This is a genomic window from Novosphingobium sp. ERW19 (genome assembly GCF_012641315.1).
In the GTDB taxonomy this organism is placed as follows: domain Bacteria; phylum Pseudomonadota; class Alphaproteobacteria; order Sphingomonadales; family Sphingomonadaceae; genus Novosphingobium.
Genome location: NZ_JABAIC010000003.1, coordinates 404,466 through 428,596 on the forward strand (window position 1 = coordinate 404,466; position 24,131 = coordinate 428,596).

At 63.1% G+C, this 24,131-nt stretch carries 28 protein-coding genes; 21 read left to right on the forward strand and 7 right to left on the reverse strand.

Annotation, left to right across the window (positions count from 1 at the left end):
- Positions 1 to 4 precede the first annotated feature (4 nt).
- The 9 genes from HGI46_RS08050 (at position 5) to HGI46_RS08090 (ending at position 7,738) form a co-directional block, all read left to right on the forward strand.
- Positions 5 to 145, forward strand: coding sequence for a hypothetical protein (locus HGI46_RS08050; protein WP_162895998.1), 141 nt, complete (start codon positions 5 to 7; stop codon positions 143 to 145).
- Complete coding sequence (gene ccmE / locus HGI46_RS08055) at positions 142 to 609, forward strand: cytochrome c maturation protein CcmE (protein ID WP_118073477.1); 468 nt, start codon at positions 142 to 144, stop codon at positions 607 to 609. Before HGI46_RS08050 ends, ccmE begins: the two co-directional genes overlap by 4 nt.
- A complete protein-coding gene (locus tag HGI46_RS08060; protein WP_168903748.1) occupies positions 606 to 2,561 on the forward strand; it encodes a heme lyase CcmF/NrfE family subunit in 1,956 nt (651 codons plus the stop codon). The genes ccmE and HGI46_RS08060 overlap by 4 nt, the downstream gene beginning before the upstream one ends.
- Positions 2,558 to 3,106 (forward strand): DsbE family thiol:disulfide interchange protein, encoded by a 549-nt coding sequence (locus HGI46_RS08065; RefSeq protein ID WP_118073479.1) that lies wholly within the window; start codon positions 2,558 to 2,560, stop codon positions 3,104 to 3,106. The genes HGI46_RS08060 and HGI46_RS08065 overlap by 4 nt, the downstream gene beginning before the upstream one ends.
- A 20-nt stretch (positions 3,107 to 3,126) precedes the next feature.
- Entirely contained in the window at positions 3,127 to 3,528 is a 402-nt protein-coding gene (locus HGI46_RS08070) for a cytochrome c-type biogenesis protein (protein ID WP_168903850.1), read from the forward strand.
- Positions 3,525 to 4,223: a tetratricopeptide repeat protein gene (locus tag HGI46_RS08075; protein ID WP_168903749.1), complete on the forward strand. Its 699-nt coding sequence runs from the start codon at positions 3,525 to 3,527 to the stop codon at positions 4,221 to 4,223. Before HGI46_RS08070 ends, HGI46_RS08075 begins: the two co-directional genes overlap by 4 nt.
- A 166-nt stretch (positions 4,224 to 4,389) precedes the next feature.
- Positions 4,390 to 6,324 carry a potassium transporter Kup gene (locus tag HGI46_RS08080; protein WP_206065598.1) on the forward strand — a complete coding sequence of 645 codons (1,935 nt, stop codon included), beginning with the start codon at positions 4,390 to 4,392 and terminating at the stop codon, positions 6,322 to 6,324.
- A gap of 39 nt (positions 6,325 to 6,363) precedes the next feature.
- Entirely contained in the window at positions 6,364 to 7,395 is a 1,032-nt protein-coding gene (locus HGI46_RS08085; protein ID WP_168903750.1) for an HWE histidine kinase domain-containing protein, read from the forward strand.
- Positions 7,361 to 7,738 (forward strand): response regulator, encoded by a 378-nt coding sequence (locus tag HGI46_RS08090; RefSeq protein ID WP_240946638.1) that lies wholly within the window; start codon positions 7,361 to 7,363, stop codon positions 7,736 to 7,738. The genes HGI46_RS08085 and HGI46_RS08090 overlap by 35 nt, the downstream gene beginning before the upstream one ends.
- A gap of 51 nt (positions 7,739 to 7,789) precedes the next feature.
- On the opposite strand, the gene HGI46_RS08095 is transcribed toward HGI46_RS08090, so the two are convergent.
- The 7 genes from HGI46_RS08095 to HGI46_RS08125 all read right to left on the reverse strand — a co-directional run bounded on the left by HGI46_RS08095 (position 7,790) and on the right by HGI46_RS08125 (position 14,256).
- Complete coding sequence (locus HGI46_RS08095) at positions 7,790 to 8,095, reverse strand: hypothetical protein (RefSeq protein WP_062343423.1); 306 nt, start codon at positions 8,093 to 8,095, stop codon at positions 7,790 to 7,792.
- A 147-nt stretch (positions 8,096 to 8,242) separates the two neighbouring features.
- Positions 8,243 to 8,815, reverse strand: coding sequence for a urate hydroxylase PuuD (locus HGI46_RS08100; protein ID WP_168903752.1), 573 nt, complete (start codon positions 8,813 to 8,815; stop codon positions 8,243 to 8,245).
- Between the two features lie 143 nt (positions 8,816 to 8,958).
- Positions 8,959 to 9,618 (reverse strand): inner membrane-spanning protein YciB, encoded by a 660-nt coding sequence (locus HGI46_RS08105; RefSeq protein ID WP_118073482.1) that lies wholly within the window; start codon positions 9,616 to 9,618, stop codon positions 8,959 to 8,961.
- Entirely contained in the window at positions 9,615 to 10,553 is a 939-nt protein-coding gene (ftsY, locus tag HGI46_RS08110; protein WP_118073483.1) for a signal recognition particle-docking protein FtsY, read from the reverse strand. The genes HGI46_RS08105 and ftsY overlap by 4 nt, the downstream gene beginning before the upstream one ends.
- A complete protein-coding gene (locus HGI46_RS08115) occupies positions 10,550 to 11,722 on the reverse strand; it encodes a MiaB/RimO family radical SAM methylthiotransferase (RefSeq protein WP_168903753.1) in 1,173 nt (390 codons plus the stop codon). The genes ftsY and HGI46_RS08115 overlap by 4 nt, the downstream gene beginning before the upstream one ends.
- Positions 11,719 to 12,528 (reverse strand): diaminopimelate epimerase, encoded by an 810-nt coding sequence (dapF, locus tag HGI46_RS08120; RefSeq protein ID WP_168903754.1) that lies wholly within the window; start codon positions 12,526 to 12,528, stop codon positions 11,719 to 11,721. The genes HGI46_RS08115 and dapF overlap by 4 nt, the downstream gene beginning before the upstream one ends.
- Before the next feature lie 51 nt (positions 12,529 to 12,579).
- Entirely contained in the window at positions 12,580 to 14,256 is a 1,677-nt protein-coding gene (locus HGI46_RS08125; RefSeq protein ID WP_168903755.1) for an EAL domain-containing protein, read from the reverse strand.
- 335 nt (positions 14,257 to 14,591) lie between these two features.
- On the opposite strand from HGI46_RS08125, the gene ffh reads away from it, so the two are divergent.
- The 12 genes from ffh (at position 14,592) to HGI46_RS08185 (ending at position 24,080) form a co-directional block, all read left to right on the forward strand.
- Complete coding sequence (gene ffh / locus HGI46_RS08130) at positions 14,592 to 16,067, forward strand: signal recognition particle protein (RefSeq protein WP_168903756.1); 1,476 nt, start codon at positions 14,592 to 14,594, stop codon at positions 16,065 to 16,067.
- 45 nt (positions 16,068 to 16,112) lie between these two features.
- A complete protein-coding gene (gene rpsP / locus HGI46_RS08135; RefSeq protein WP_168903757.1) occupies positions 16,113 to 16,529 on the forward strand; it encodes a 30S ribosomal protein S16 in 417 nt (138 codons plus the stop codon).
- Positions 16,530 to 16,531: 2 nt separating this feature from the next.
- A complete protein-coding gene (gene rimM, locus HGI46_RS08140) occupies positions 16,532 to 17,017 on the forward strand; it encodes a ribosome maturation factor RimM (protein WP_206065600.1) in 486 nt (161 codons plus the stop codon).
- A 30-nt stretch (positions 17,018 to 17,047) separates the two neighbouring features.
- Complete coding sequence (locus tag HGI46_RS08145; protein ID WP_205525163.1) at positions 17,048 to 17,365, forward strand: hypothetical protein; 318 nt, start codon at positions 17,048 to 17,050, stop codon at positions 17,363 to 17,365.
- A gap of 5 nt (positions 17,366 to 17,370) precedes the next feature.
- Positions 17,371 to 17,736 (forward strand): type II toxin-antitoxin system VapC family toxin, encoded by a 366-nt coding sequence (locus tag HGI46_RS08150; protein ID WP_346766697.1) that lies wholly within the window; start codon positions 17,371 to 17,373, stop codon positions 17,734 to 17,736.
- Positions 17,733 to 18,083, forward strand: coding sequence for a hypothetical protein (locus HGI46_RS08155; protein WP_168903759.1), 351 nt, complete (start codon positions 17,733 to 17,735; stop codon positions 18,081 to 18,083). The genes HGI46_RS08150 and HGI46_RS08155 overlap by 4 nt, the downstream gene beginning before the upstream one ends.
- A complete protein-coding gene (trmD, locus tag HGI46_RS08160; RefSeq protein ID WP_168903760.1) occupies positions 18,080 to 18,820 on the forward strand; it encodes a tRNA (guanosine(37)-N1)-methyltransferase TrmD in 741 nt (246 codons plus the stop codon). Before HGI46_RS08155 ends, trmD begins: the two co-directional genes overlap by 4 nt.
- A gap of 2 nt (positions 18,821 to 18,822) precedes the next feature.
- On the forward strand, positions 18,823 to 19,191 hold the full coding sequence (rplS, locus tag HGI46_RS08165) for a 50S ribosomal protein L19 (protein ID WP_011445066.1): 369 nt from the start codon (positions 18,823 to 18,825) through the stop codon (positions 19,189 to 19,191).
- Between the two features lie 153 nt (positions 19,192 to 19,344).
- Positions 19,345 to 21,603 (forward strand): S9 family peptidase, encoded by a 2,259-nt coding sequence (locus tag HGI46_RS08170; protein ID WP_168903761.1) that lies wholly within the window; start codon positions 19,345 to 19,347, stop codon positions 21,601 to 21,603.
- 105 nt (positions 21,604 to 21,708) lie between these two features.
- Positions 21,709 to 22,734, forward strand: coding sequence for an aspartate-semialdehyde dehydrogenase (locus tag HGI46_RS08175; protein ID WP_168903762.1), 1,026 nt, complete (start codon positions 21,709 to 21,711; stop codon positions 22,732 to 22,734).
- A 7-nt stretch (positions 22,735 to 22,741) separates the two neighbouring features.
- Positions 22,742 to 23,497 carry an alpha/beta fold hydrolase gene (locus HGI46_RS08180; RefSeq protein ID WP_168903763.1) on the forward strand — a complete coding sequence of 252 codons (756 nt, stop codon included), beginning with the start codon at positions 22,742 to 22,744 and terminating at the stop codon, positions 23,495 to 23,497.
- A 103-nt stretch (positions 23,498 to 23,600) separates the two neighbouring features.
- Positions 23,601 to 24,080 (forward strand): YbjN domain-containing protein, encoded by a 480-nt coding sequence (locus HGI46_RS08185; RefSeq protein ID WP_240344539.1) that lies wholly within the window; start codon positions 23,601 to 23,603, stop codon positions 24,078 to 24,080.
- Positions 24,081 to 24,131: the final 51 nt, after the last annotated feature.

Below are 24,131 nucleotides of genomic sequence, written 5' to 3' on the forward strand. Positions count from 1 at the left end.
TACGATGCGCGAAGGTCTTCAGCAGTGGGATTACGTGGCAGCAGCCCTGGCGATCGGCGTGATCGGCACGCTGGTGCTGGTCGGCTGGACGCTGGTGGCGATGGTCCGGGCGGAACGCCGTCGTGACAAGGTGAGAGGCAAGTGAGCACCAATTCAACCGGCGGCATCAAGCCCAAGCACCAGCGGCTCGTCCTCCTGGTCATCGCACTTGCTGCGCTGATCGGGGCAGGGCTGCTTGCCGCCTATGCCCTGTCCAACCAGGCCAGCTACTTCTATGTGCCAAGCGATCTCGTGAAGGACAAGCCGGAGCAGGGCCGCGCCATCCGCCTCGGCGGCATGGTCGAGAAGGGCTCGCTCAAGACACAGGCCGACGGCGTGACGATCGATTTCATCGTTGGCGACGGCAAGGCCCGCGTGCCGGTCCGCTATACCGGCATCACCCCGGACCTCTTCGTCGAGGGATCGGGCGTCGTCGCCGAGGGGCGCATGGAGGGTCAGACCTTCGTCGCCGACAATCTTCTCGCCAAGCATGACGAGAAGTATGTTCCCCGCCAGATGGGCGACATGACCGCCGCACAGGCCAAGGAAGTGGTGGCCGAAACCAAATGATCGCAGAACTCGGTCTTGCCGTATTGTGGATGGCGGCAGCGCTTGCCGTGCTGCAACTGTTCGCCGGTTTCTCGGCGCTCCGGCCGGGCGGCAAGGTGCTGGCCGGCGTGGTTCGGCCGCTTGCCGTGATGCAGGGAGCACTGGTTGCGGTGTCTTTCCTCTGCCTGATCGACCTGTTTCTCGAGACTGATCTTTCGGTGAAGCTCGTTGCCGAGAACAGCCACTCGATGAAGCCGTTCATCTTCAAGCTGGCCGGTACCTGGGGCAACCACGAAGGCTCGATGCTGCTGTGGGTAACGATCATGGCGGTTTCGGGCGGCATCGTAGCCTTGGTCGAGCAGCGCCTTCGCGAGGAAACGCTTCTGGCCACGCTCGCCGGGCAAGCCTTCGTCAGCCTTGGCTTCTACGCCTTCCTGCTCTTGTCCTCGAACCCTTTCGAGCGTTTGCCCGAACCAGCACCGGAAGGGGCAGGGCTCAACCCGCTGCTGCAGGACATCGGCCTCGCGTTCCATCCGCCGACGCTTTACGTCGGTTATGTCGGTCTGTCGGTCGCCTTCAGCTTCGCAATTGGTGCGCTGATCACGCGCGACGTCGGTCCCGCTTTCGCCCGGGCAATGCGGCCTTGGGTGCTGGGCGCGTGGATCTTCCTGACGGTGGGCATCACCGCCGGCTCCTACTGGGCGTACTACACGCTCGGCTGGGGCGGCTGGTGGTTCTGGGATCCGGTCGAGAACGCTTCGCTTATGCCGTGGCTGGCGGCGACGGCGCTCCTGCATTCGGTTTCGGTGCTGGCAAGCCGCAACGCTCTGCGCGCGTGGACGGTCATGCTCGGGGTGATTGCCTTCTCGATGTCGATGGTGGGTACGTTCCTCGTCCGCTCGGGCATTCTCACCTCGGTTCATGCCTTCGCCGTTGATCCGGAGCGCGGATCGTTCATCCTCGCCTTGCTGGCAATCTACATTGGCGGCGCGCTGGCGCTGTTCGGCATTCGCGCCTCGACCGTGACTGAGGGGGAACGCTTCAGTGTCTTCAGCCGCGAATCCAGCCTGGTGTTCAACAACGTGATGCTCTGCGGCATTCTCGGCATCGTGCTTCTGGGCACGCTGTACCCGCTGCTGACCGAGGCGTTCGGAGCCAAGGTTTCGGTCGGGCCGCCGTACTTCAACCCGGTTTCGGCGATCTTTGCGATCCCGATGATGATGGTCATGGCGGTCGGACCGTTGCTGCGCTGGCGCAAGGACAAGCCGGGGCGGATCACCGCTGCCGTTGCCGTGCCTGCATTGCTGGCGGCAGTGGTGCTGCTGGCTGTAGCAGTGATGGCGCCGGGCATTCGCGTGCTGCCGATGCTGGGCATCGCCGTGGGCATAGGGCTCACCGTAGCGAGCTGGTTACCGCTGCGTGGCCGCAATCTGCGCCGCACCCCTCTTGCGGTCTATGGCATGGTCTTCGGGCACTTCGGCATTGCCGTGGCCCTGCTCGGCGCGGCGGCCGAAAGCGCATTCTCCACCGAGCGCCTCGCCGCCATGAACGTCGGCGATACGCAGGCTGTGGGGCCGATCTCGCTCAAGCTGGAAAGCGTCGAGCCGGTGGCCGGGCCGAACTGGACCGCGCTGGAGGCCACCGTGAGCGCGTCCTACAAGGGCGGCAATCCTGTAACGCTGCACCCGCAGGCGCGCACTTTTACCTCGCCGCCGGGCGAGCGCACCGAATCCGCGCTACATACGCGCTGGAACGGCCAGCTCTATGCGGTTCTGGGCAACGAGGGTGAAGACGGCCGCTGGCAAATGCGCTTCTGGTGGAAGCCCTTCGTGCCGCTGCTTTGGCTGGGTGGCCTTCTCGTGGCATTTGGTGGCCTGCTCGCGTTGATTGGCCGCGTCGCCCACGATATCCGGCGCTTGCGGGCCGAAGGCAAGATCGCCTGGCGCAAGTCGCAGCAGGAGCAACTCAAGTGACCGAGCCCGCGCCCAAGCGCTCCGGATTGGCCATCTGGCTCCCGCTGATCCTGTTCGGCGCATTCTTCGCCCTTGTGATCTGGGGCCTAGTCCGCCCGGCTGACCGCGAAGTGGCAAGCACCTTCATCGGCAAGCCACTGCCGCAGTTCAATCTCGCGGCAGCAACCGACGACAGGCCCGGGCTGAACACCGCCGAGATGAAGGGCAAGCCAAGGCTGCTGAATGTCTTTGCGAGCTGGTGTATTCCTTGCGCGGTGGAAGCGCCGCAATTGGAAGCGCTGCGTCAGCAGGGCATCGAGATCGACGGTGTTGCCTTGCGTGATCGCAAGCAGGACCTTGAGGACTTTCTTGCGAGAAACGGCAATCCCTTCGCCCGCATCGGCAAGGACGATCTCTCGGAAGTGCAGCTCGCCATTGGCTCGTCGGGCGTACCAGAGACTTTTGTGATCGATGCCAAAGGGGTGATCCGGTATCAGCACATTGGCGAGATCCGTCCCGAGGATGTGCCGCTCATTCTTGAAAAGCTGAAGGAGGCGCAATCGTGAAGCGCCTTTTCTTCCCGATCATGGCTTTGCTGGCGGCTCAGCCGCTCTTCGCTCAGGATCAACTGCCTCCCGCACCTTATGCCTACAAGCAGCTTGAAGACCCGGCGCAGGAGGCCAAGGCACAGCGATTGATGGAGACGCTGCGCTGTCTCAAGTGCCAGAGCCAGGCCATTTCGGATTCCGATGCGCCGATGGCTGGCGACATGCGGCATCAAGTCCGCACCCGCATCAAGGCCGGCGAGGATCCCGAGGCCATTCGCGCCTGGCTCGTTGAGCGCTATGGCGATTACGTCAGCTATGCGCCGCAGAACAAGCCGATCATGTGGCCACTGTTTGCGGCTCCGCTGGTCATTTTGCTTCTCGCGGCAGTTCTGCTGCGGGGGCGCTTCCGCAAGAGTATCAAGCCGGAGGGCGGCGAATGACCTGGGTCCTGATCCTGCTGATCGCAGCGATCGTCTTCGTGCTGCTGGCATTCGTTTTGAAGATGCCGCGTGCCGGTTGGGAGCTGTCAGGCGCGGCATTGCTCGTCGGGATTGCGGGTTATGCGCTGCAAGGGCACCCCGGCACGCCCGGCGCGCCCAAGGCGCCGATCGAGAACAAGCGCGCTGCGGACGAGGCTCTGGTCAAGCAACGCCAGCAGATGGGCGACCAGTTCGCGCAAGGGCAGAGCTGGATGATCCTGGCCGACGGACTTGCCCGGCAGGGGCAATACGGCGCCGCGGCGGAAGTGCTGCGCAAGGGAACGCAGCAGTTCCCCCAGGATGCTGACCTGTGGGTTTCGCTCGGTAACGCCTTGGTGGGCCACAGTGATGGGATCATCACGCCGGCGGCGCAATTCGCGTTCCAGAAAGCGGCAGCGATTGCGCCGGATCATCCCGGCCCCCCGTTCTTCATGGGCCTGGCACTCGCCCAGTCCGGCAGGCTAGCCGATGCTCGCGCGATGTGGGCAGAGCTGCTCCGGCGTTCTCCTGCAGACGCTCCCTATCGCGCGGATCTGTCAGAACGAATCCAGCGGATCGACTCGATGCTGGCGGCAAGCTCCGGCGCGGTGACCGCGGGGGCGCCGGTTCCGGTACCCGCTCCAGAAGCTGGCGCCTCCAACCAAGCTGCTGAATAAAAAGCAGAAAAATGGCGTTCGGAACGGCTGCATATGCCGTTCGTTATCCTCGCGCGCGGCCGTTTTCCAGCCCATTGCGGGTGCATTGGGGCAGTGCTAAAGCGCCGCGCCGCACCGCCCTTCTGGTGGTTGCGATCGAGGCTGTGAGCCCGGGGGCACTGTTGCCATGAGTAATGCTGTCAGCAATGCCGAACATGCCAGTGGGGGCGCGCCTGCGCACACCGCCGGCCACGGCCATGCAGGGCACTCGCACGGCTCCCTGACGAAGCTTGCTGTCGGCGCGATCGGCGTCGTCTTCGGCGACATCGGCACCAGCCCGCTTTACGCTCTGCGCGACACATTTGCAGGGCACCACAAGCTCCCGCTGGACCTGCTGCACATCTACGGCATCATCAGCCTGATGTTCTGGTCGATGATGATCATCGTGACGTTCAAGTACGTCTCGATCATCATGCGCGCCGACAACAAGGGTGAAGGCGGCAGCCTCGCGCTGCTTGCGCTGATCAACCAGCACACGGATGGCAAGCGCTGGGGCAAGGGGATCATCCTGCTCGGCGTGTTTGCCACTGCGCTGTTCTATGGTGATTCGATGATCACCCCGGCGGTCTCGGTGATGGGCGCGATCGAAGGCGTCGCAGTTTACCGGCCTGACATGCATCCCCTGATCGTGCCGCTGGTCGTCGGTATCCTGATCGGCCTGTTCTTCATCCAGAGCCGCGGGACCGAAAAGGTTGCTGCGTTCTTCGGGCCGATCATGCTGGTCTATTTCGGCACCATTGCAGTGCTAGGCAGCCTCAGCATCGCCGAATACCCCCAGGTCATCACCGCGCTCAGTCCGCACCACGCGGTCACCATGTTCATCTCCGACCCATGGCGAGGTTTCCTCGCGATGGGCGCCGCCGTGCTCGCGGTGACCGGCGCTGAGGCGCTTTACGCTGACATGGGCCACTTTGGACGCAGCCCGATCCGCATGTCGTGGCTGATCTTCGTCCTGCCAGCGCTGGTGCTCAACTATCTCGGCCAGGCATCGTTGCTGATCCGCAATCCGGCCGCGCTCGAAAGCCCGTTCTATTACCTTGCGCCAGAGTGGTTCCAATGGCCGCTGCTGTTCATCGCCTCATGCGCTGCAGTGATTGCTTCGCAGGCGGTCATCTCCGGCGCATTCTCGGTGACGCAGCAGGCAATCCAGCTTGGTTTCATCCCGCGCATGACGATCAAGCACACCTCGACCGCAGCCGGCCAGATCTACATCCCGGTGATCAACTGGGCGCTGATGATCGCGGTGATCCTGCTGGTGCTGGTGTTCCAGCGCTCGTCCAACCTTACCGCCGCCTATGGCATCGCGGTGACCGGGGCGATGTTGATCGACAACTTCCTGCTGGCGGTCGTGCTGTTCAAACTGTGGCATTGGAAGGCCCCTGCGGCCGTCGCCATGCTGGCCCTGTTCTTCGCAATCGACGGGGCATACCTTGGCGCCAACATGACCAAGATCCCTGACGGTGGCTGGGTGCCGCTGGTAATGGGCATTGCCATCTTCACCTTGCTGACAACTTGGTCACGCGGGCGTGCCCTGATGCGGGAGAACATGGCCGAAGGCACGATCCCGCTCGAGGTCTTTACCAAGTCCGCGCATTCGAGCGCGGCCCGGGTATCCGGCACGGCAATCTTCATGGCCTCGACCGCCGCTGGCGTTCCTTCGGCACTGTTGCACAACATCAAGCACAACAAGGTGCTGCACGAGCGCGTCGTGATCCTCACCGTCTCGATCGAAGACGTGCCTTACATGGATGAAGGCGAACGCTACGCCGTCAAGGACTTCGGCAATGGTTTTTACCGCCTGACCCTGCGTTTCGGCTTCCTGGAGGAAACCGACGTACCCGGCGCATTGAAGGGCGTGAGCATGTGCGGCGAGCCGTTCAACATGATGAAGACCAGCTTCTTCCTGTCACGCCAGACCCTGATTCCTTCGGACAAGCCCGGCATGGCGCTGTGGCGAGAGAAGCTGTTCGCCTGGATGCTGCGCAACGCGGCAAGTGCCATGGAGTTCTTCCGGCTTCCCACCAACCGCGTTGTCGAACTCGGTAGCCAACTGAAGATCTGACCGGTCCGCTTCGGTTCATCCGGTTTCCAGCTAAGGATATTGGAATTCGTCAGAATTCCGTTACTTCTGGCCCATTGTGGCAACAGGGGCGCCCGCATGTCCGATAGCGCGTTACTGCGCGAAATTCTCGATGCTCAGCTTGAAACTGTCTGCCGTTTTCGGTCTGACGGGCTGATCCTGTTCGTCAACCGAGCTTACGCGGCCACCCTCGCGCGCGAGCCGCATGAGTTGACGGGCCGAAACCTTTGGGATTTCGTCACCGGAGAGGACCAGAACCATGTCCGCGCCATGTTGCGCAATCTGACTCCTGCGCATCCGGAACTGACCATCGAAAACCGTTTCGAAGCGGCGGGTGGGACCCGGTGGATGCTGTGGCGCAATCACGCCCTTGAATTCGACGATGCAGGCGAGTGGTCGGTTGCCCAATCGACCGGCATCGACATTACCGAGCGCAAGCAACTGGAAGAGCAACTGAAGCTGCTCGTTGATGAATTGAACCATCGCGTCAAGAACACGCTGATGGTCGTGCAGGCGATGGCCCACCAGACCTTTCGCGGGGGAGGTGCTGCCGATGGTCGGATCGGCACATTCAGCAACAGGCTCGCCGCTCTGTCCGGCGCCCATGACGCCCTGAGCCGGACCAACTGGGCGGGAGCGCACCTCGCCGACATCGTCAACCACGGGCTGCTGATCTGCAGGGCAGATGACATGCGGCTCGACGTGTCGGGGCCGGATGTGGTCATGCCGGCGAATGCCACCGTTTCGCTGGTGATGGTCCTGCATGAACTGGCCACCAACGCGATGAAATACGGCGCGCTGTCAGGCCTGACCGGCCGGGTGACGGTGCGTTGGGCAGTCGATGAATCCGATATGGTTGTAATAGATTGGGTGGAGAGTGGTGGCCCTGGGGTGAATGTGCCCGAACGCAAGGGTTTCGGCTCGCGCCTCTTGACTGAAGCGATACCCCGCCAGCTTGGTGGCCGGGTTGATCTGGACTATAATCAGGCCGGGTTACGATGCCGTATCGCGGTGCCGCATGTCCGGCCAACTCCTGGGACGCACGATGATTGACGGCAAACGCATACTGGTTGTTGAAGACGAGTTCATAGTCGCCGCCATGTTGTGCGATGCCTTGGAAGATCACGGCGCAGTGCCATTGGGGCCGGTCGGCAGGGTGAGCGAGGGCATGGAGGCGATCGCTGCAGGCGGCATCGATGCAGCGGTCCTCGATTGGAACCTTGCCGGGGAATCCGGCTCGTCTCTGGCGGAAGCACTTGCCGCGCGCGAAGTGCCCTTCATCATTGCCACGGGCTATGGGTCTGTCGATCCGCCGTTCAATGATCGGCCAATTCTCAGCAAGCCCTATGTATCGGCTCATCTCATCGAAAAGCTTGCCGGTCTTTTCACAAGCTGACGTCCAATCACGTCGATGCCCGGAGCGGCAGTGCCGCCCCGGGAGATCGGATCAGTCCTTCTTAGCTTCCGCCACCGATTCATTGTGAAGGCTGGCTTCGGCTTCGGCGGCTTCCTGCTTGGTAGCCGCAGCTGCCTTGTCGGCCATTTCGTCGGTCTTTGCGGCGGCGTTGTCGACGGCGGCAGCAGCCTTGTCACCCAGCTCGTCGGTAGCGGCAGCTGCGTTGTCGGCAGCATTGGCAACGTCATTGCCTGCCGATTCCGCTGTCGTCTCGGCAGCTTCCTGGGTCTTTTCCGAGCAGGCGGAAAGCGTCAGGGCGGTCGCCGCGGCGGCAGCGAGGATCGTGAACTTGCGCATGTGGTGAATTACTCCCCTTGGTGTTCGCACCCGCAGTGCGGGTTGAGGGGGCAACGCATGAACACGATTTAATATCCCGTCGCAGAAAAAGGGCGCGGCAACCGATGATGCCGCGCCCCCTGTTCCAGTGCATCAAGGCCGGGATGATCAGCCCAGGTTCGCGCTCACCATGCAGTACAGCATCGGCAGCGACAGCAGCAGGTTGGTGCGGCTTGCGGCCAGAGCGCGGGGTGCTGCAGCAGCCTTTTCCTCGGCCGAGGCTTCGACGATCCCGAGGATCTTCTTCTGGGCGGGCCAGATGATGAACCACACGTTGAATGCCATGATCAGCGCCAGCCACATGCCAAGCCCGATCATGTTGACGTTGCCTTCGCCCGAGAAAGACAATGCCTGATGGCCATAGCCGTTGACGAACGCGATGACGAGGCCGGTGACCACGGTCAGCAGCGCGGCATAACGGAAGAAGAAGAACACCTTCGGTGCGATGTGGCCGGTGATCGCGCCTTTCTGCTCGGCGGGGATCTTCGGCATGGTCGGAACCTGCACGAAGTTCAGGTAATAGAGCAGGCCGATCCACAGGATCCCGAAGAAGGCATGGAGCCAGCGGAACACCGAGTTGGTGTCAGCCGGGGCGGATGCGCCGTAGCCCACCATCACCGCGATGGCAGCGACAAGACCGACGACAAGAACGAGATGAAGATTGCCAAAGAACTTGGCCATGTGATTTCCCCCTATGTGCAACCGTCATATGGCAGGAGCACGACCATGCCCCCACGGTTGCCGCGCATATTAGGCAGCGTGCCGCAAATGTCACACAAAATTAGGGATGGGGCTCCAGCCCCTTGGGGAAGCGCAGGCGCGCCTCAATCGTGCGGAGGGTTCTGTTCCACCTCGGTCTGCTCGTCCATCGCCAGCCCATGCTTCATCAGCATCGGGATCTGCGCGAAAGTGAACAGGAACGACAGCGTGGTGACGCCCCAGAGCTTGGCCTGCAGCCAGATCTCGAAATTGCCGTTCGCCGTGTTGAAGAAATAGCGCAGGACTTCGTTCAGCGCGGCAAGGAACAGGAAGAAGAACGCCCAGTTCCGCGAAAGCTTCAGCCAGCCTTCCTCGTTCAGCCCGTCGAATGCGGCCTCAAGCAGGTAGCGCAGCATGGCTTTGCCTTTGGCAAGACCCGCAAACAGCACGCCGGCAAAAAGCAGGTAGATCGCCGTTGGCTTGACCTGGATCCAGAAGGGATCGCCCAGCAGGACGGTCAAGGTCCCGAACCCGAGTATCAGCACTGTCGACAGCCACAGCATCGGCGAAATCTTACCGAGCCGCAGCTTCGAGACGATCAACGCCACGACCGTTGCGACCATGAAGGCCGCGGTGCCTTTGGTAACTGCCACCACCTCGGCAAGTCCGGCGTCCCCGCCGTCGCGCTTGAAGTAGCGGTAGGCGAGGAAGAACACGAGCAGCGGGCCGTAATCGACCAGCAGGTTCACCCATGATGATTTGGGCTTCTTCTGCGTCTCGCTCACCGGAACACTCCTGCGATGACCTTGGCAACAAGGTCGGGATCGAACGGGCGCAGATCGTCGATCTTCTCGCCCACGCCGATCGCGTGGATCGGCAGGCCATATTGCTCGGCCGCCGCCACCAGCACGCCCCCGCGCGCGGTGCCGTCGAGCTTGGTCATGATCAGGCCGGTCACGCCCGCCACTTCCTTGAAGATTTCGATCTGCTGCAGCGCATTTTGTCCGTTGGTGGCGTCGAGCACCAGCACCACGTCGTGCGGGGCTTCGGGATTGAGGCGGCCGAGCACGCGGCGCACCTTTGCCAGCTCGTCCATCAGCTCGCGCTTGTTCTGGAGGCGACCGGCGGTATCCACGATCAGCGTGTCGATGCCGGTGTCAGTGGCAGTCTTTACCGCATCGAACACGATAGCAGCCGGGTCGCCGCCCTCGGGGCCGGTGACGATGGGCACGCCGAGCCGATCGGCCCAGACCTTGAGCTGGCCGATGGCGGCAGCACGGAAAGTGTCGCCGGCTGCCAGCATCACGCCATAGTCCTGCTCCTGGAACAGGTGGGCGAGCTTGGCGATGGTGGTGGTCTTGCCAGAGCCGTTGACACCGATGACGAGGATCACCTGCGGGCGCGGAAAGGCCACGATCTCCAGCGGCTTGGCCACCGGTCGCAGGATCGCGGCGATCTCTTCGGCCACCGCTTCCTTAAGGCCCTGTTCGTCCACGCCATTCTCGAAGCGGGCACCTTTCAGGCGTTCGCGGATGCGGGCAGCGGCGCGCGGGCCGAGGTCGGACAGAATCAGCGCGTCTTCGATATCATCGAGCTGCGCATCGCTGAGGCGGCTGCTGCCGACGATGCCGCCGAGATTTTCGGCAAGCCGCTCGGACGTCTTGCGGAATCCGCCGAGGATGCGGTCGGACCAGCTTGCGCTGGCAGGTTCCGGACTCATTCCAGTATTCCTTCAACAATCTTGGTCGGCGTTACCGTGACGAGGCTCCCGACAGGAGTACCTTCCGGAACGCGGTAGGTCGCAAAGTGTCCCGCATGGCCGGTTCCGTCGCGCTCGGCAAGGACTTGCGCAGGCATGCCGAGCAGAGATCGCAGCCAATCCCGGCGTTGCTTTGCCACTTCGGCCCGCACCTCGGCCGCTCGTTCCTTGACGAGCATCGGATCGACTTGCGGCATCCGCGCTGCGGGCGTGCCGGGACGCGGGGAGTAGGGGAAGACGTGACCGTGGACGACCGCGCATTCGCGCACGATCGAGACGTTGTCGGCGTGCATCTCGGGCGTTTCGGTCGGGAAACCGGCGATCAGGTCGGCACCGATCGCAAGGCCCGGGCGCCGCTTCTTCATACGCTGCACCAGATCGATCGCGTCCCGGCGCGAGTGCCGCCGCTTCATGCGCTTGAGCACCATGTCGTTGCCGGATTGCAGCGAGAGATGGACATGCGGCATCACCCGCGGCTCCTGCGTGATCAGGTCGAACAGTAGCGGATCGATCTCCACGCCGTCGAGCGAGGACAGGCGCAGGCGGGGCAGTGCGGGGAAAGCGCCGAGGATCGCGGCGACAAGATCGCCAAGCCGTGGGCTTCCGGCCAGGTCCGCGCCCCACGAAGTGACATCGACGCCGGTCAGCACGACCTCATTCACGCCTTCATGCCGTGCAATTGCCTCGATGACTTGCCTGGTCTCGAATGAAACGCTGGTCCCCCGGCCCTGCGGGATGATGCAGAAGGTGCAGGCGTGATCGCAGCCGTTCTGCACCGGCACGAAGGCGCGGGTGTGCTTGCCCTTTGCGAAATGGGCGGTGGAAACGGGGGCAGCGGTCCAGAGTTCGGGCTTTAGCTTGTCGGCATTCGGCACCACCGCATCGACCTCGGCCATGGCGGCGAATGCGTTCTGCTCGATCGTGGCGGCGCAGCCCGTGACCACAAGCCGTGCTTCGGGATTTTCCTTCCGCAGCCTGCGCACCGCGCGGCGCGACTGGCGTACGGCTTCAGCAGTGACGGCGCAGGAGTTGACGACCACGGTCGGCGGCCCGCCGTCCAGAAACCCGCTGATCGCCTCGCTTTCGGCAATGTTGAGGCGGCAGCCGAGGGAGACGACCTGTCCGCTCATGCGGGGAAATCAGCGTCCTCGAAGGAGCCTTCGAAGCTCAGCGCGGCGGGACCTGTCATCTCGATCGAGCCGCCTTCGGGCCAGGCGATGGTGAGGGGGCCGCCGGGCAGGTCGACGCGGACCTTGCGGCCGGTCAGCTTGCGGCGCATCGCCGCAACGGCCGTCGCGCAGGCGCCGGTGCCGCAGGCGCGGGTCAGGCCGGCGCCGCGCTCCCACACGCGCAGCTTGAGGTGGTCTGGGCCGACCACGCTGGCGACGTTGACGTTCACGCGCTCGGGAAAAACCGCATCGTTTTCGATGACTGGGCCCAGTCTTTCCAGCTCTACCGCATCGGCATCGGGCACGAAGAACACCGCATGGGGGTTGCCGACATTGACGCCGACGGGATTTTCCAACTCTTCCCAGCCAAGTGGCAACTCAAGGGTATCCATGGCATAACTCAGGGGTATGTCCTGCCAGCCAAAGCGGGGCAGGCCCATGTCGACGGTGACGCCATCCTCGCCCGCCTCGGAGCGGATCAGCCCACCCAGGGTCTCGATCGCGTTCGTGCCCCCGAGCAGAAGTCCAACAGCGCGACTGGCGTTCCCGCAAGCCTCGACCTCGCCGCCGTCGTTGTTGAAGATGCGCATGCGCACGTCGGCGACCTGCGATGGTTCGAGCACGATGAGCTGATCGCAGCCGATGCCGGTGCGGCGGTCGGCCAGCGCGGCGGCGCGGCGCGTGGTCATCGCCACCGGCGTCTCGCGCGCGTCGATCACCACGAAATCGTTGCCGAGGCCATGCATCTTGCGGAAGGGAATGCGCATGGCGCGCGACTTAGGGATTGCCGCGCCTCGTGGCAATCATTTCGCCGAAAATCAGGCCGTCGCCGCTCGCGGAAGTTCGAGCGGTTCGCTGGGCGAGGGGACGACAATGCTGGGCAGAAGGTTGCTGCTGGCCAGCAGGGCACGGACTTCGTCCGCATCTGCCGGCTGACCGTAAAGGTAGCCCTGGCCCTTGAACGAACCGTATTTGCGCAGTTCGTCTAGCACTTCGGGACTTTCGATGCCTTCGGCAGTGATCGGCAGGTCCATTCCCTTCCCGAGTGAGGAGATCGCCTCGATGATCGTGCCACTGTCCTTGCTCTTGCCGAGCGTCGAGACGAAGAAGCGGTCGATCTTGATCCGGTCGAAGGGCAGGGTGCGCAGCTGCGCCAGTGACGAATAACCGGTGCCGAAATCGTCGAGGCTGATGCGGATGCCCTGATTCTTGAGGCTGGTGATCAGGGTGCGCACGACGCCGACGTTTTCATGCAGGCAGGTCTCGGTAATTTCGATGTCGAGCCGGTGCGGCGGGAAGTTGGCTTCGACCAGCAGCTTGAGCAGCTTCTGGGCAAACCACGGATCGCGCAACTGCAGTGGCGAGATGTTGACCGAGAGAGTAAGCCGCGGATCCCATTCGCGCGCATCGCGCAGTGCCTGGCGGATCAGGCTTTCCGACAGTTCGGAGATCAGGCCGATTTCCTCGGCGATGGGAATGAACAGTTCGGGCGAAAGCAGGCCGTGCTTGGGGCTCTTCCAGCGGGCAAGCATTTCGAAGCCGGTCAGTTCGCCAGTGTCGAGATCGACCTGCTTTTCGTAATAGGGCACGAATTCGCCGCGAGGGATGCCTTCGCGGATGCCGCGCTCCAGCTCGCTGCGGAAGCGCAACTCGCTCTCCATGTTCTGCTCGAACCAGTAGTAGCGGTTCCGGCCGGCTTTCTTGGCCTGATACATGGCGAGGTCTGCGCGGTGGATCAGCAGTTCCGCCAAGGCGGCGGCGTCGCTCGGGTCAGCAGGACTCGTGTTGGCAAGGCCGATCGAGGCGGTCACTTCGAGCGCGAGTCCATCGATCTCCACGGGGCGGGCGATCGAAGTGTTCAGGCGGAGCATCAGGCGGTCGATAGCTTCGACGTGGTCCGGATCGTAGATCGTGGCAAAGGCGAACTCGTCACCACCAAGGCGCGCCATGATCGATTTTTCAGGCAGCAGTGCCCGAATCCGCTCGGCGGTCTGCAGCAGCACGGCATCGCCTGCTTGATGACCATGGGCGTCGTTCGACTTCTTGAAGTTGTCGAGGTCCATCATCATCGCCACGACCTCGTGGCCGGTGACCCGGGCGGCGTGGATCATGTCCTGAAGAGCAGGGCCGATGCTGCGGCGGTTGAGGCAGCCGGTCAGCGCGTCAGTATGGGCCAGCTTGTGGGCCACTTCCTCGGCGATACGGCGCTGGCCAACTTCGCGGGTGAGGTCGACGTAGCGGCGCCAACCGAACAGCAGGAGGGCGATGTTGAGCACCAAGGCAGTTCCGAGCATCGGCTCCTGCGGTCTCGCGCCCGTGGCCAGTGAATGCAGGAAGTCGCGCAGTACCGACGAGCCGTTGGCCACAAAGAGCAGGACGGCTGCAATGATGACACCGAGACCCACGATATCGTGTTCCCGCCGGTCGGTGGGCGCCCTGCCGCCAGCATCCGGGGCAATATCCCGCTTCTCGAACTTGATCGGCGTTGTCGCCATGCCCCCGCTCTCACCTTTGCCGCATGTCCTGCGGTTCGATACCGTCAGGGCCAAAGCTAAGGGAACGTCCTGAAATTTTGGTTAAGAACTATGTCCGGTACCGGTCAGCGGCAGCGGTAGGGACGGGAGCAGTGGGTGGACGTCGGAGCAAGCTGCTTGCCTTGCGGGCAAAGCGGAGTTAAGGGGCGGGCGTGCGAGCGCCATGGCGTCTTGCGGATTCGACAACGGCCCCTGTTCAGGATGCCACACGCTGGTCGGCGAGGTTTCGCCCACCGGCGTTTTTCGCGTTACGCGAAAGTGGTCCCCGATCAAGGGCATGATGATGGGAATTGCGCGTGTTCGACAGTCTTTCAGACCGGCTTGGAGGCGTATTCGATCGCCTGCGCGGCCGCGGCGCGCTGCGTGAGGAAGACGTCCTCGCCGCGATGCGCGAAGTGCGCATCGCGCTGCTCGAGGCCGACGTTGCGCTTCCCGTTGTCCGCCGCTTCGTCGATCAGGTTTCGGAACAGGCCGTCGGCCAGTCGGTCCTGAAGTCGGTCACGCCCGGCCAGCAGGTCGTCAAGATCGTCAACGATGCGCTGGTCGAGATGCTTGGCGGCGGCACCGCCGAGCTTGATCTGAACGCCGCGCCGCCGGTCGTGATCATGATGGTCGGCCTGCAGGGTTCGGGCAAGACCACCAGCACCGCCAAGATCGGCAAGCTGCTCAAGGAAAAGCAGGGCAAGAAGGTCCTGATGGCCTCGCTGGACGTCAACCGTCCGGCGGCGCAGGAGCAGCTTCGCGTGCTGGGCGAGCAGGCAGGCGTTGCCACGCTGCCGATCATCACCGGCCAGCAGCCGGTCGACATTGCCACCCGCGCGGTGAATGCGGCTAAGCTGCAGGCGGTGGACGTGCTGCTGCTCGATACGGCAGGCCGTCTCCACGTCGATCAGGCGCTGATGGACGAGATGAAGGCGGTTGCCGCCGTCTCGGTGCCGAAGGAAACGCTGCTTGTTGTCGACTCGCTGACCGGTCAGGACGCAGTCAACGTCGCGCAGTCGTTCTCGGGCGAGGTTGACCTCACTGGCGTGATCCTCACCCGCATGGACGGTGATGCGCGCGGTGGTGCGGCGCTTTCGATGCGTGCCGTCACCGGCAAGCCGATCAAGTTTGCCGCGACCGGCGAAAAGCTGGATGCGATCGAGCCGTTCCATCCCGAGCGCGTCGCTGGCCGTATCCTCGGCATGGGCGACATCGTTTCCATCGTCGAGAAGGCGGCGGCGACAATCCAGGCAGAAGACGCCGAGAAGCTCGCACAGCGCATGTCCAAGGGGCAGTTCGACATGAACGACCTGCGCACGCAGCTGCGCCAGATGCAGAACATGGGCGGCCTTGGCGTATTGGCGGGCATGATGCCGGGCATGAAGAAGGCCAAGGCGGCGATGGCGCAGTCCGGCATGGACGACAAGGTGCTGCTGCGCATGGACGCGATCATCGGTTCGATGACGCCGAAGGAGCGCGAGAAGCCCGAACTGCTCAATGCCAAGCGCAAGATCCGCGTGGCAAAGGGCTCCGGCACGCAAGTGCAGGACGTCAACAAGCTTCTGAAGATGCACCAGGAAATGGCCAAGGCCATGAAGCAGATCAAGAAGATGGGCGGTCTCAAGGGCTTGGGCGCGCTGTTCGGCAAGGGTGGCCTTGGCGCCGCGATGCCGGGGCTGGACCAGCAGATGGGGGCCGGTGGTCTCGGTGGTCTGGGTGGCGGCGGCCTGCCCGGTTTGGGTTCGGGCGGCTTGCCGGGCAATCTCGGCGACCTGCTCAAGAAGAAGTGATTTCGCGTTTTTCCGTTTTTCCAGTTTGATTGAAAGGTAATCCAGATGTCCGTTTCTATGCGTCTTTCGCGCGGTGGTTCGAAGAAGCGCCCGTACTACAAGATCGTCGTTTCCAACAGCCGCGCTCCGCGTGACGGCAAGTACCTCGAGCAGGTTGGTACCTACAACCCGCTGCTCGCCAAGGACGACGAGAACCGCGTGCGTCTGGTTGAAGACCGCGTGCGTTACTGGATCGGCGTTGGCGCCCAGCCGACCGACCGCGTTGCCCGCATGCTCGACAAGGCCGGCATCAAGGAGCGCAAGCCCACCAACAACCCGCAGGCTGGCGAACCCGGCAAGAAGGCCAAGGAGCGCGCCGAGGAAAAGGCCGAGAAGGCTCGTGAAGCTGCTGAAGCCGCTGCCGCTGCATCGGCTGCGCCGGCCGAGGAAGCTCCGGCTGCTGAAGAGCAGGCTGAGGCCTGATCTTGCGCGATCAGCCCGTCACGCTCGCCACCATCACCGGCGCGCATGGAGTGGCGGGCGAGGTCCGCTTGAAGCTGTTCGGTGAAGGCGTGGTGGCGCTGAAGCGTTACCGCGCCTTCAACGACTCCGCGCTGACCGTGGTAAAGCTGAAGGACGACGGCAAGGGCGGCGCGATTGCCCGCTTCGCCGAAGTGCCCGATCGCACCGCGGCGGAGAAGCTGCGCGGCACGGCGCTGACCGTGCGCCGCTCGGAAATGCCGCCCCTGCACGAGGGCGAGTACTATCACGCCGACCTTATCGGCCTGCCTGCGGTCTCGACCGAGGGTGAGGCCCTAGGCGAATGCATCGCGGTCGAGAACTTCGGCGCGGGCGACGTGATCGAGATCCGCAAGGCCGACGGTAAGAAGTTTATGGTGCCGATGAAGCCGCAAGCGGTTCCGGAATGGACTGACGAGCGGATTGTGATTGAGGCGGGCTGGGCGGAGTAGTATATACGCTGCGTATATACGGAGGCCGTGATGGGCATCGAGCATACTGCCAAGAGCTTCAAATCGGGAAACTCGGTTGCCATCCGCATTCCGGCGGCCTTGGGTGTGGAGCCTGATCGCGAGTGGGTGATCGAGGAGAAGGACGGCGATCTGATCCTTCACCCCAAGCCCAAGGCGAAGCGCAAGTTCAATATCGAGAAGGTCTGGGGCATCGGACGGGGTTCTGGCTTGAAGCGGATCGAGCCGGAAGATCGGGTGTTCGAGGATAGCCCGCGCGTTTGGGATGATGCCGAATGGCGCGCGAAGCATGGCTGGCCCGGGCCAACTGAAGATGGCGATCCCGCTTGAAATACATGCTCGATACCAATGCAGTGATCGTGGCCATCGAGGGTGACGATCCCGTCTTCCGTGCACGAATGGCCGAGGCAGACGAGGGCGACATTGTCATGTCGTCGATTGTTCTTGCGGAAGTCGCCCTCGGCACTGAACAGGGCAAGCCAACTCCGGCCAAGATTTTGGAAATCTTTCTCGAAGAGGTGCCGGTTCTGGCTTTTGATGAGAAGGCGGCAAGGGCTTACGCGAAGATTCCGTTCAAGCGGGCCAGTTATGACCGGCTGATTGCGGCCCATGCCATTTCGCTCGGCCTAACGGTGGTGACGGCCAACGCGAAGGACTTTGCGGATGTGCCGGGGTTGGTGGTTGAGAATTGGTCGGATTGATGCTGGCGCTGTTGTTCTTGATGCTCGGGCTGGCCATGCCATTTGCGCTCGCCTGGAGCTTTGCGCGATTCAGGCCCGATTGGTCCAAGCGTAAAGTCGTATTGTGGGCGTCAGGGCCGATCCCCGCAATCGGGGCGGTTCCGTGCCTGTTCGTGATCATCAATGCCATGACCACGCCCGCTGACAATTGCGGCGTCGATGCTTGCGGCATGGCGATGGCTGCGGGACTGGCAATGCTCGGATTGCTCGCGGCAATCTTCGTTGGCTGGGCGATATTGGCCTTCGTTACGGTTACTGTCGTCAGGCGCGGTCGCTCTGGTGCGCCAGGCATGGATGTATTCAAATGACCTTCGCCGCGACAGTCCTCACCCTTTACCCCGAAATGTTCCCCGGCCCATTGGGCGTCAGCCTTGCCGGGCGGGCGTTGCGCGACGGGACGTGGGCGATGGAGGCGGTGCAGATCCGGGACTTTGCCATCGATCGGCACAAGACCGTCGACGACACGCCGGCAGGGGGCGGGGCAGGGATGGTGCTCAGGGTGGATGTGCTGGCAAAGGCCATCGACCATGCGCGACAAGCGCACCCCGGCTGCCCGGTGATCGCCATGACGCCGCGCGGCAAGCCGCTGACGCAGGAGCGGGTGCGCGAGCTTGCCGAGGGTCCGGGTGTGATCGTCCTGTGCGGCCGGTTCGAGGGTTTTGACGAGCGGATTTTCGAAGGCCGCGAGGTCGAAGAAGTCTCGGTCGGAGACATCGTGCTGTCGGGCGGGGAATGTGCTGCGCTGATGCTGTTGGACGCTTGCATTCGGCTGCTTCCCGGCGTAATGGGCGCGGCTTCTAGCGGGCATGAGGAGTCGTTCGAGAACGGCCTCCTTGAATACCCGCACTATACCCGACCTGCTGAGTGGGAAGGGCGAGTGATCCCTGAAGTGCTGCGATCGGGGGATCATGGTAGAATCGCGGCGTGGCGCAAGTCACAGTCCGAGATCGATACACGGTTACGCAGGCCGGACCTTTGGGAGCGCCACATCGGCGCTCGGGTCCAGTCTGCCTCTGGCGCGCAGCGTGAAGTGCAGGACGATTGAAAATGAACCTGATTCAGCAGCTTGAAGCTGAAGCCATCGCCGAATTCAAGGCGAAGAAGGAAATTCCGGACTTCCGCGCTGGCGATACCGTCCGCGTCGGCGTGCGCGTCGTCGAAGGCGAGCGTACCCGCGTCCAGGCCTATGAAGGCGTGTGCATCGCGCGCTCGAACCGTGGCCTCGGCTCGAACTTCACCGTGCGCAAGATCTCGTTCGGCGAAGGCGTGGAGCGCGTGTTCCCGCTCTACTCGCCCAACATCGATTCGATTACCGTGGTGCGCCGTGGTGTCGTGCGTCGTGCGAAGCTCTACTATCTTCGCGGCCGCACCGGCAAATCGGCGCGTATTGCTGAGCGTAAGGTCACCAAGGCCTGAGCAACGCCAAAGCACGGGTAACGTGTTGAGAAAGGCGTCCTGGCTCAAGGCCAGGGCGCCTTTTCTGCTTTCATACGCAACCATTTCGGGCCACCTAGGCGCATCGCAAACATGCCCCGGACATGGTGCCGGGCCAGAGGATACCGAAAACCCATGCGTCATTTCCGCCTGCTCGCCGCCTGCGCGCTCTTTCCCCTCGTCGCCGCGCCTGCGCTTGCCCAACAGGGATCACCGATGACCACTGCCGCGCCTGCTGAAGCGAAGAATCTCACGTTCGAGCGCGTGTTTGCCAGCCCGAGCCTCAATGGCCCGGCGCCGCGTGCGGTGAAGCTCTCGCCCGATGGCCGCTACCTGACGCTGCTGCGCAACCGCGCCGACGACCGCGAGCGCTATGACCTGTGGGGCTTCGATCGCCAGACCGGCGAGTGGAAGATGCTGGTGGATTCGCTCAAGCTGTCCTCCGGCCGCCAGTTGAGCGAGGCCGAGAAGATGCAGCGCGAACGCCAGCGCATCGGCGATCTCAAGGGTATCGTTTCGTACGAGTGGAGCGCGGACGGAAAGTCGGTGCTGGTACCGGTGGACGGCGATCTGCTGCTGGCAGGGCTCGATGGGTCGGTACGCAAGGTTGAAGGCACCAAGGGTGGTGAGCTGACGCCGAAGCTTGGGCCGAAGGGCGAGCAGATCGCTTTCGTGCGCGACCGTCGCCTGTGGGCAGGGCCGGTGACCGGGGCGGCGGCGCAGGCGATCACGCCCGAAGAAGCGAACGCCGACGTCCATTGGGGCGAGGCTGAGTTCGTCGCCCAGGAAGAAATGAACCGCTTCAACGGCTTCTGGTGGTCGCCGGATGAAAGCCGTATCGCGGTCGAGCGCTTTGACGAGAGCATGGTCGGCGTGGTGACGCGCGCGGCGATTGGCGCGGAAGGCACCAAGACCTTCGACCAGCGCTATCCGGCGGCGGGCACGCCGAATGCCGAAGTGTCGCTCTATGTGATGGGGCCGGACGGTTCGAACCGCGTTCAGGTGGATCTTGGCGCGAAAAAGGACATCTATCTCGCCCGGGTCGATTGGGCACCCGATGGCAAGACGCTCTACGTCCAGCGCATGAACCGCGAGCAGACCGTACTCGACATGCTCAAGGTCGATCCCATGACCGGCAAGTCGAGCGTGCTGTTCAGCGAGAAGGCGGCGGACAAGCACTGGATCGACCTGTCGGACAGCTATCGATTCCTTTCGGACGGCAGCCTCGTCTGGTGGTCGCAGCGCGACGGCTTCGGGCATCTCTACCGCTTCAACAAGGGCAAGTGGAGCCAGCTGACCAAGGGCGAGTGGGTCGTCACCGGGCTTGTCGGCGTGGACGAGAAGAGCGGCAAGCTCTACCTCACCGGCACCAAGGACGACGTTCTGGCGCAACAGGTCTATGCAATGGACCTCAAGGCGCCGGGCAAGCTGACGCGGCTGACCGAGCTGGGCTGGGTCAACGGCGCAAGCATGGACAAGAGCGGGCAGACGCTGATGATCACGCGATCGTCCGACGCACAGCCGGCGCAGTCCTATATTGCCGACACGACCGGCAAGCGCTTGGCGTGGATCGAGGAGAACAAGGTCGCAGGCACGCACCCTTATGCGCCGTACCTTGCCAGCCATCGCCCGGCGCAGTTCGGCACTATTCCGGCCGCTGATGGCACGCCGCTGCACTACATGATGATCACGCCGCCGCTGGAGCCCGGCAAGAAGTACCCCGTGTTCACCTATCACTACGGCGGACCGACCGCGCAGGTGGTCAGCAAGGGCTTCCAGGGCGCGCTGGCGCAAGCGATTGTCGACAAGGGCTACATCTACTTCGCGATCGACAATCGCGGCTCGGAAAACCGCGGCGTGAAGTTCGCTTCGGCGCTGCACCACGCGATGGGCACAGTCGAGGTCGAGGATCAGTTGGCAGGCGCGAACTGGCTGAAGAAGCAGAGCTTCGTCGATGCCGACAAGATCAGCACGTTCGGCTGGTCCTATGGCGGCTACATGTCGATCAAGATGCTTGAGGCAAATCCGGGCGCGTACGCGGCGGGCATCGCCGTGGCGCCAGTGACCAAGTGGCAGATGTACGACACGACCTATACCGAGCGCTATCTGGGCGATCCGAACAAGCTGCCGCAAGTCTACGAGAAGTCGAACGCGCTGGCTGACACCGGCAAGATAAGCGATCCGCTGCTCGTCATCCATGGCATGGCCGACGACAACGTGGTGTTCGAGAACGCGTCGGCGATCATCGCCAAGATGCAGGCCGAGGCGGTGCCGTTCGAGATGATGCTCTATCCCGGCTACACCCACCGCATCAGCGGGCCGAAGGTGAGCCAGCACTTGTACGAGACGATTTTCCGCTTCCTTGACCGTAATGGCGCAGGGAGTGGCAAGTAGCCTCACTTCATGGGCCTAAAGCCCAAAACACTTGGCTGGTCGGAACCAGCCGCTAGGGAACGGCCCGTCCGCTGTTGAAGGGCGGGCCGCAGGAAGGGAATGGAAATGGGTTACCGGGTTGTAGTGGTCGGTGCGACGGGGAATGTGGGCCGTGAGATGCTCAACATTCTGGCCGAGCGCGAGTTTCCCTGCGACGAGATCGCGGCACTGGCATCGTCGCGCTCGCAGGGCACCGAGATCGAATTCGGCGAGACGGGCAGGATGCTGAAAGTCCAGAACGTCGACAACTTCGATTTCACCGGCTGGGACATTGCCTTGTTCGCTGCAGGTTCCGGTCCGACCCAGATTCATGCGCCTCGCGCCGCGGCTGCGGGCTGCGTGGTGATCGACAACTCGTCGCTCTATCGCATGGACCCGGACGTGCCGCTGATCGTGCCCGAGGTGAACCCGGACGCGATTGACGGCTACACCGCCAAGAACATCATCGCGAACCCGAACTGCTCGACCGCGCAGATGGTCGTGGCGTTGAAGCCGCTGCATGATGCCGCCAAGATCAAGCGCGTCGTCGTCTCGACCTATCAGTCGGTGTCTGGCGCCGGCAAGGAAGGCATGGACGAGCTGTTCGAGCAGAGCCGTGCGATCTTCGTCGGCGACCCGGTGGAGCCGAAGAAGTTCACCAAGCAGATCGCCTTCAACGTGATCCCGCACATCGACGTCTTCCTTGACGATGGTTCGACCAAGGAAGAGTGGAAGATGGTCGCCGAGACCAAGAAGATCCTCGACCCCAAGGTCAAGGTCACGGCTACCTGCGTGCGCGTGCCGGTGTTCATCGGCCACTCGGAATCGCTCAACATCGAGTTCGAGAACGAAATCTCTGCCGAGGAAGCGCAGAACATCCTGCGCGAAGCGCCGGGCGTGATGCTGATCGACAAGCGCGAGAACGGCGGATACGTGACGCCGGTCGAATGCGTCGGCGATTTCGCCACGTTCGTTTCGCGCGTTCGCGAAGACTCGACCATCGACAACGGTCTGAACATCTGGTGCGTTTCGGACAACCTGCGCAAGGGCGCCGCGCTGAACGCGGTGCAGATCGCAGAGCTGCTCGGTCGCCGCCACCTGAAGAAGGGCTGATCGCCTGATGACGGAAGCAACCACCGCGTTCTTCCCCGGCTTTGGCGGCGCGCAGCTGGCGCTGCATCGCCTGGGCGCGGGGAGGCCGGTGGTGCTTCTGCATGGCCTGTTTTCCTCGGCTGAGGTCAACTGGATCAAGTTCGGGACGGCGGCGAAGCTGGCTGAGGCTGGCTTCGAATGCCTGATGCCGGACCTGCGCGTGCATGGCCGCAGTGCGGCGCCACATGACCCAGCCGCCTATCCGCAAGACGTGCTGGTGCGCGATCTCGAGGCGCTGGTAGCGCATCTTGGCCTGACGGACTTCGATCTCGTCGGCTTCTCGCTCGGCTCGCGGACTGCGGCGCGCGCGGTGATCGGCGGCATGAAACCGCGCAGGCTGGTGCTTTCCGGCATGGGACTGGAAGGGCTGGCCGGCTGGGCGCGGCGGCAGGACTTCTTCCTCGACGTGATCGACCGCTTCGGCACGATCAAGCGCGATGATCCGGCGTACTTCTCGCAGCAGTTCCTCAAGACCATGGGCGTTGACCGGCTGGCCGCGCGGATGTTGCTGGGCACGATGGCAGACACGGATCCTGCCGAGCTTTCGGCGATCACGATGCCGTGCCAGGTGCTGTGCGGCGATCAGGACAGCGACAACGGCTCGGCCGAGCGGTTGGCAGCGGCACTGCCGGATGGCACGCTTACCTGGATCCCCGGCACACATATGAGCTGTGTGACAAGGCCGGAAATGGGCGAGGAGCTCGCCGCGTTCCTGATGGACTGAAAAAGGGTTTTCGAGCCCTCTTGCCGAGGGCGCGCAATGATGGCAGCTTCGCGTCCATAAACGAACGGGCCGGCAAGAGCCCTTTTCGGGATTGAGGATGCGAATGATCTGGAAGAGCCTGCTGGCCGCCGCTGCCGTCAGCGTTCTTGCCCCTTCGGCAGCTCAGGCGGCAACTGCCACTGTCAGCGCGGTAAAGCCGGAAGGTGTGGCTGAAGCGCTGAAGAACCTCGGATATACCGCCGAACTTGCCAAGGATGGCAATGGCGATCCGTTGATCAACACCGAGATCGGTGGCTGGCAAGCGGCGCTTCTGTTCTACGAATGCAACGAAAAGACCCATGATGGGTGCCAGTCGCTGCAGTTCGTCGCCAACTTCACACCGGAGAAGAAGTTCACCGCCGAAGACGCCGTGCGCTTCAATCGCAATACCCGCTTTGCCTCGGTCTCGCTGGGCAAGGATGATGCGGTGATGATGACCTGGGACATGGTCACCGGGAAGGGTATCGACTTCGAGGTCTTCTCGAACTCGGTCGACATGTTCCGCAGCGCGATGGACACGCTGGGCGCCGAAGTTTTCAAGTAATCAGGACCAGGCTCCGGCCACCCCGGAGCGATGGGACGCAACCTCGGCAAT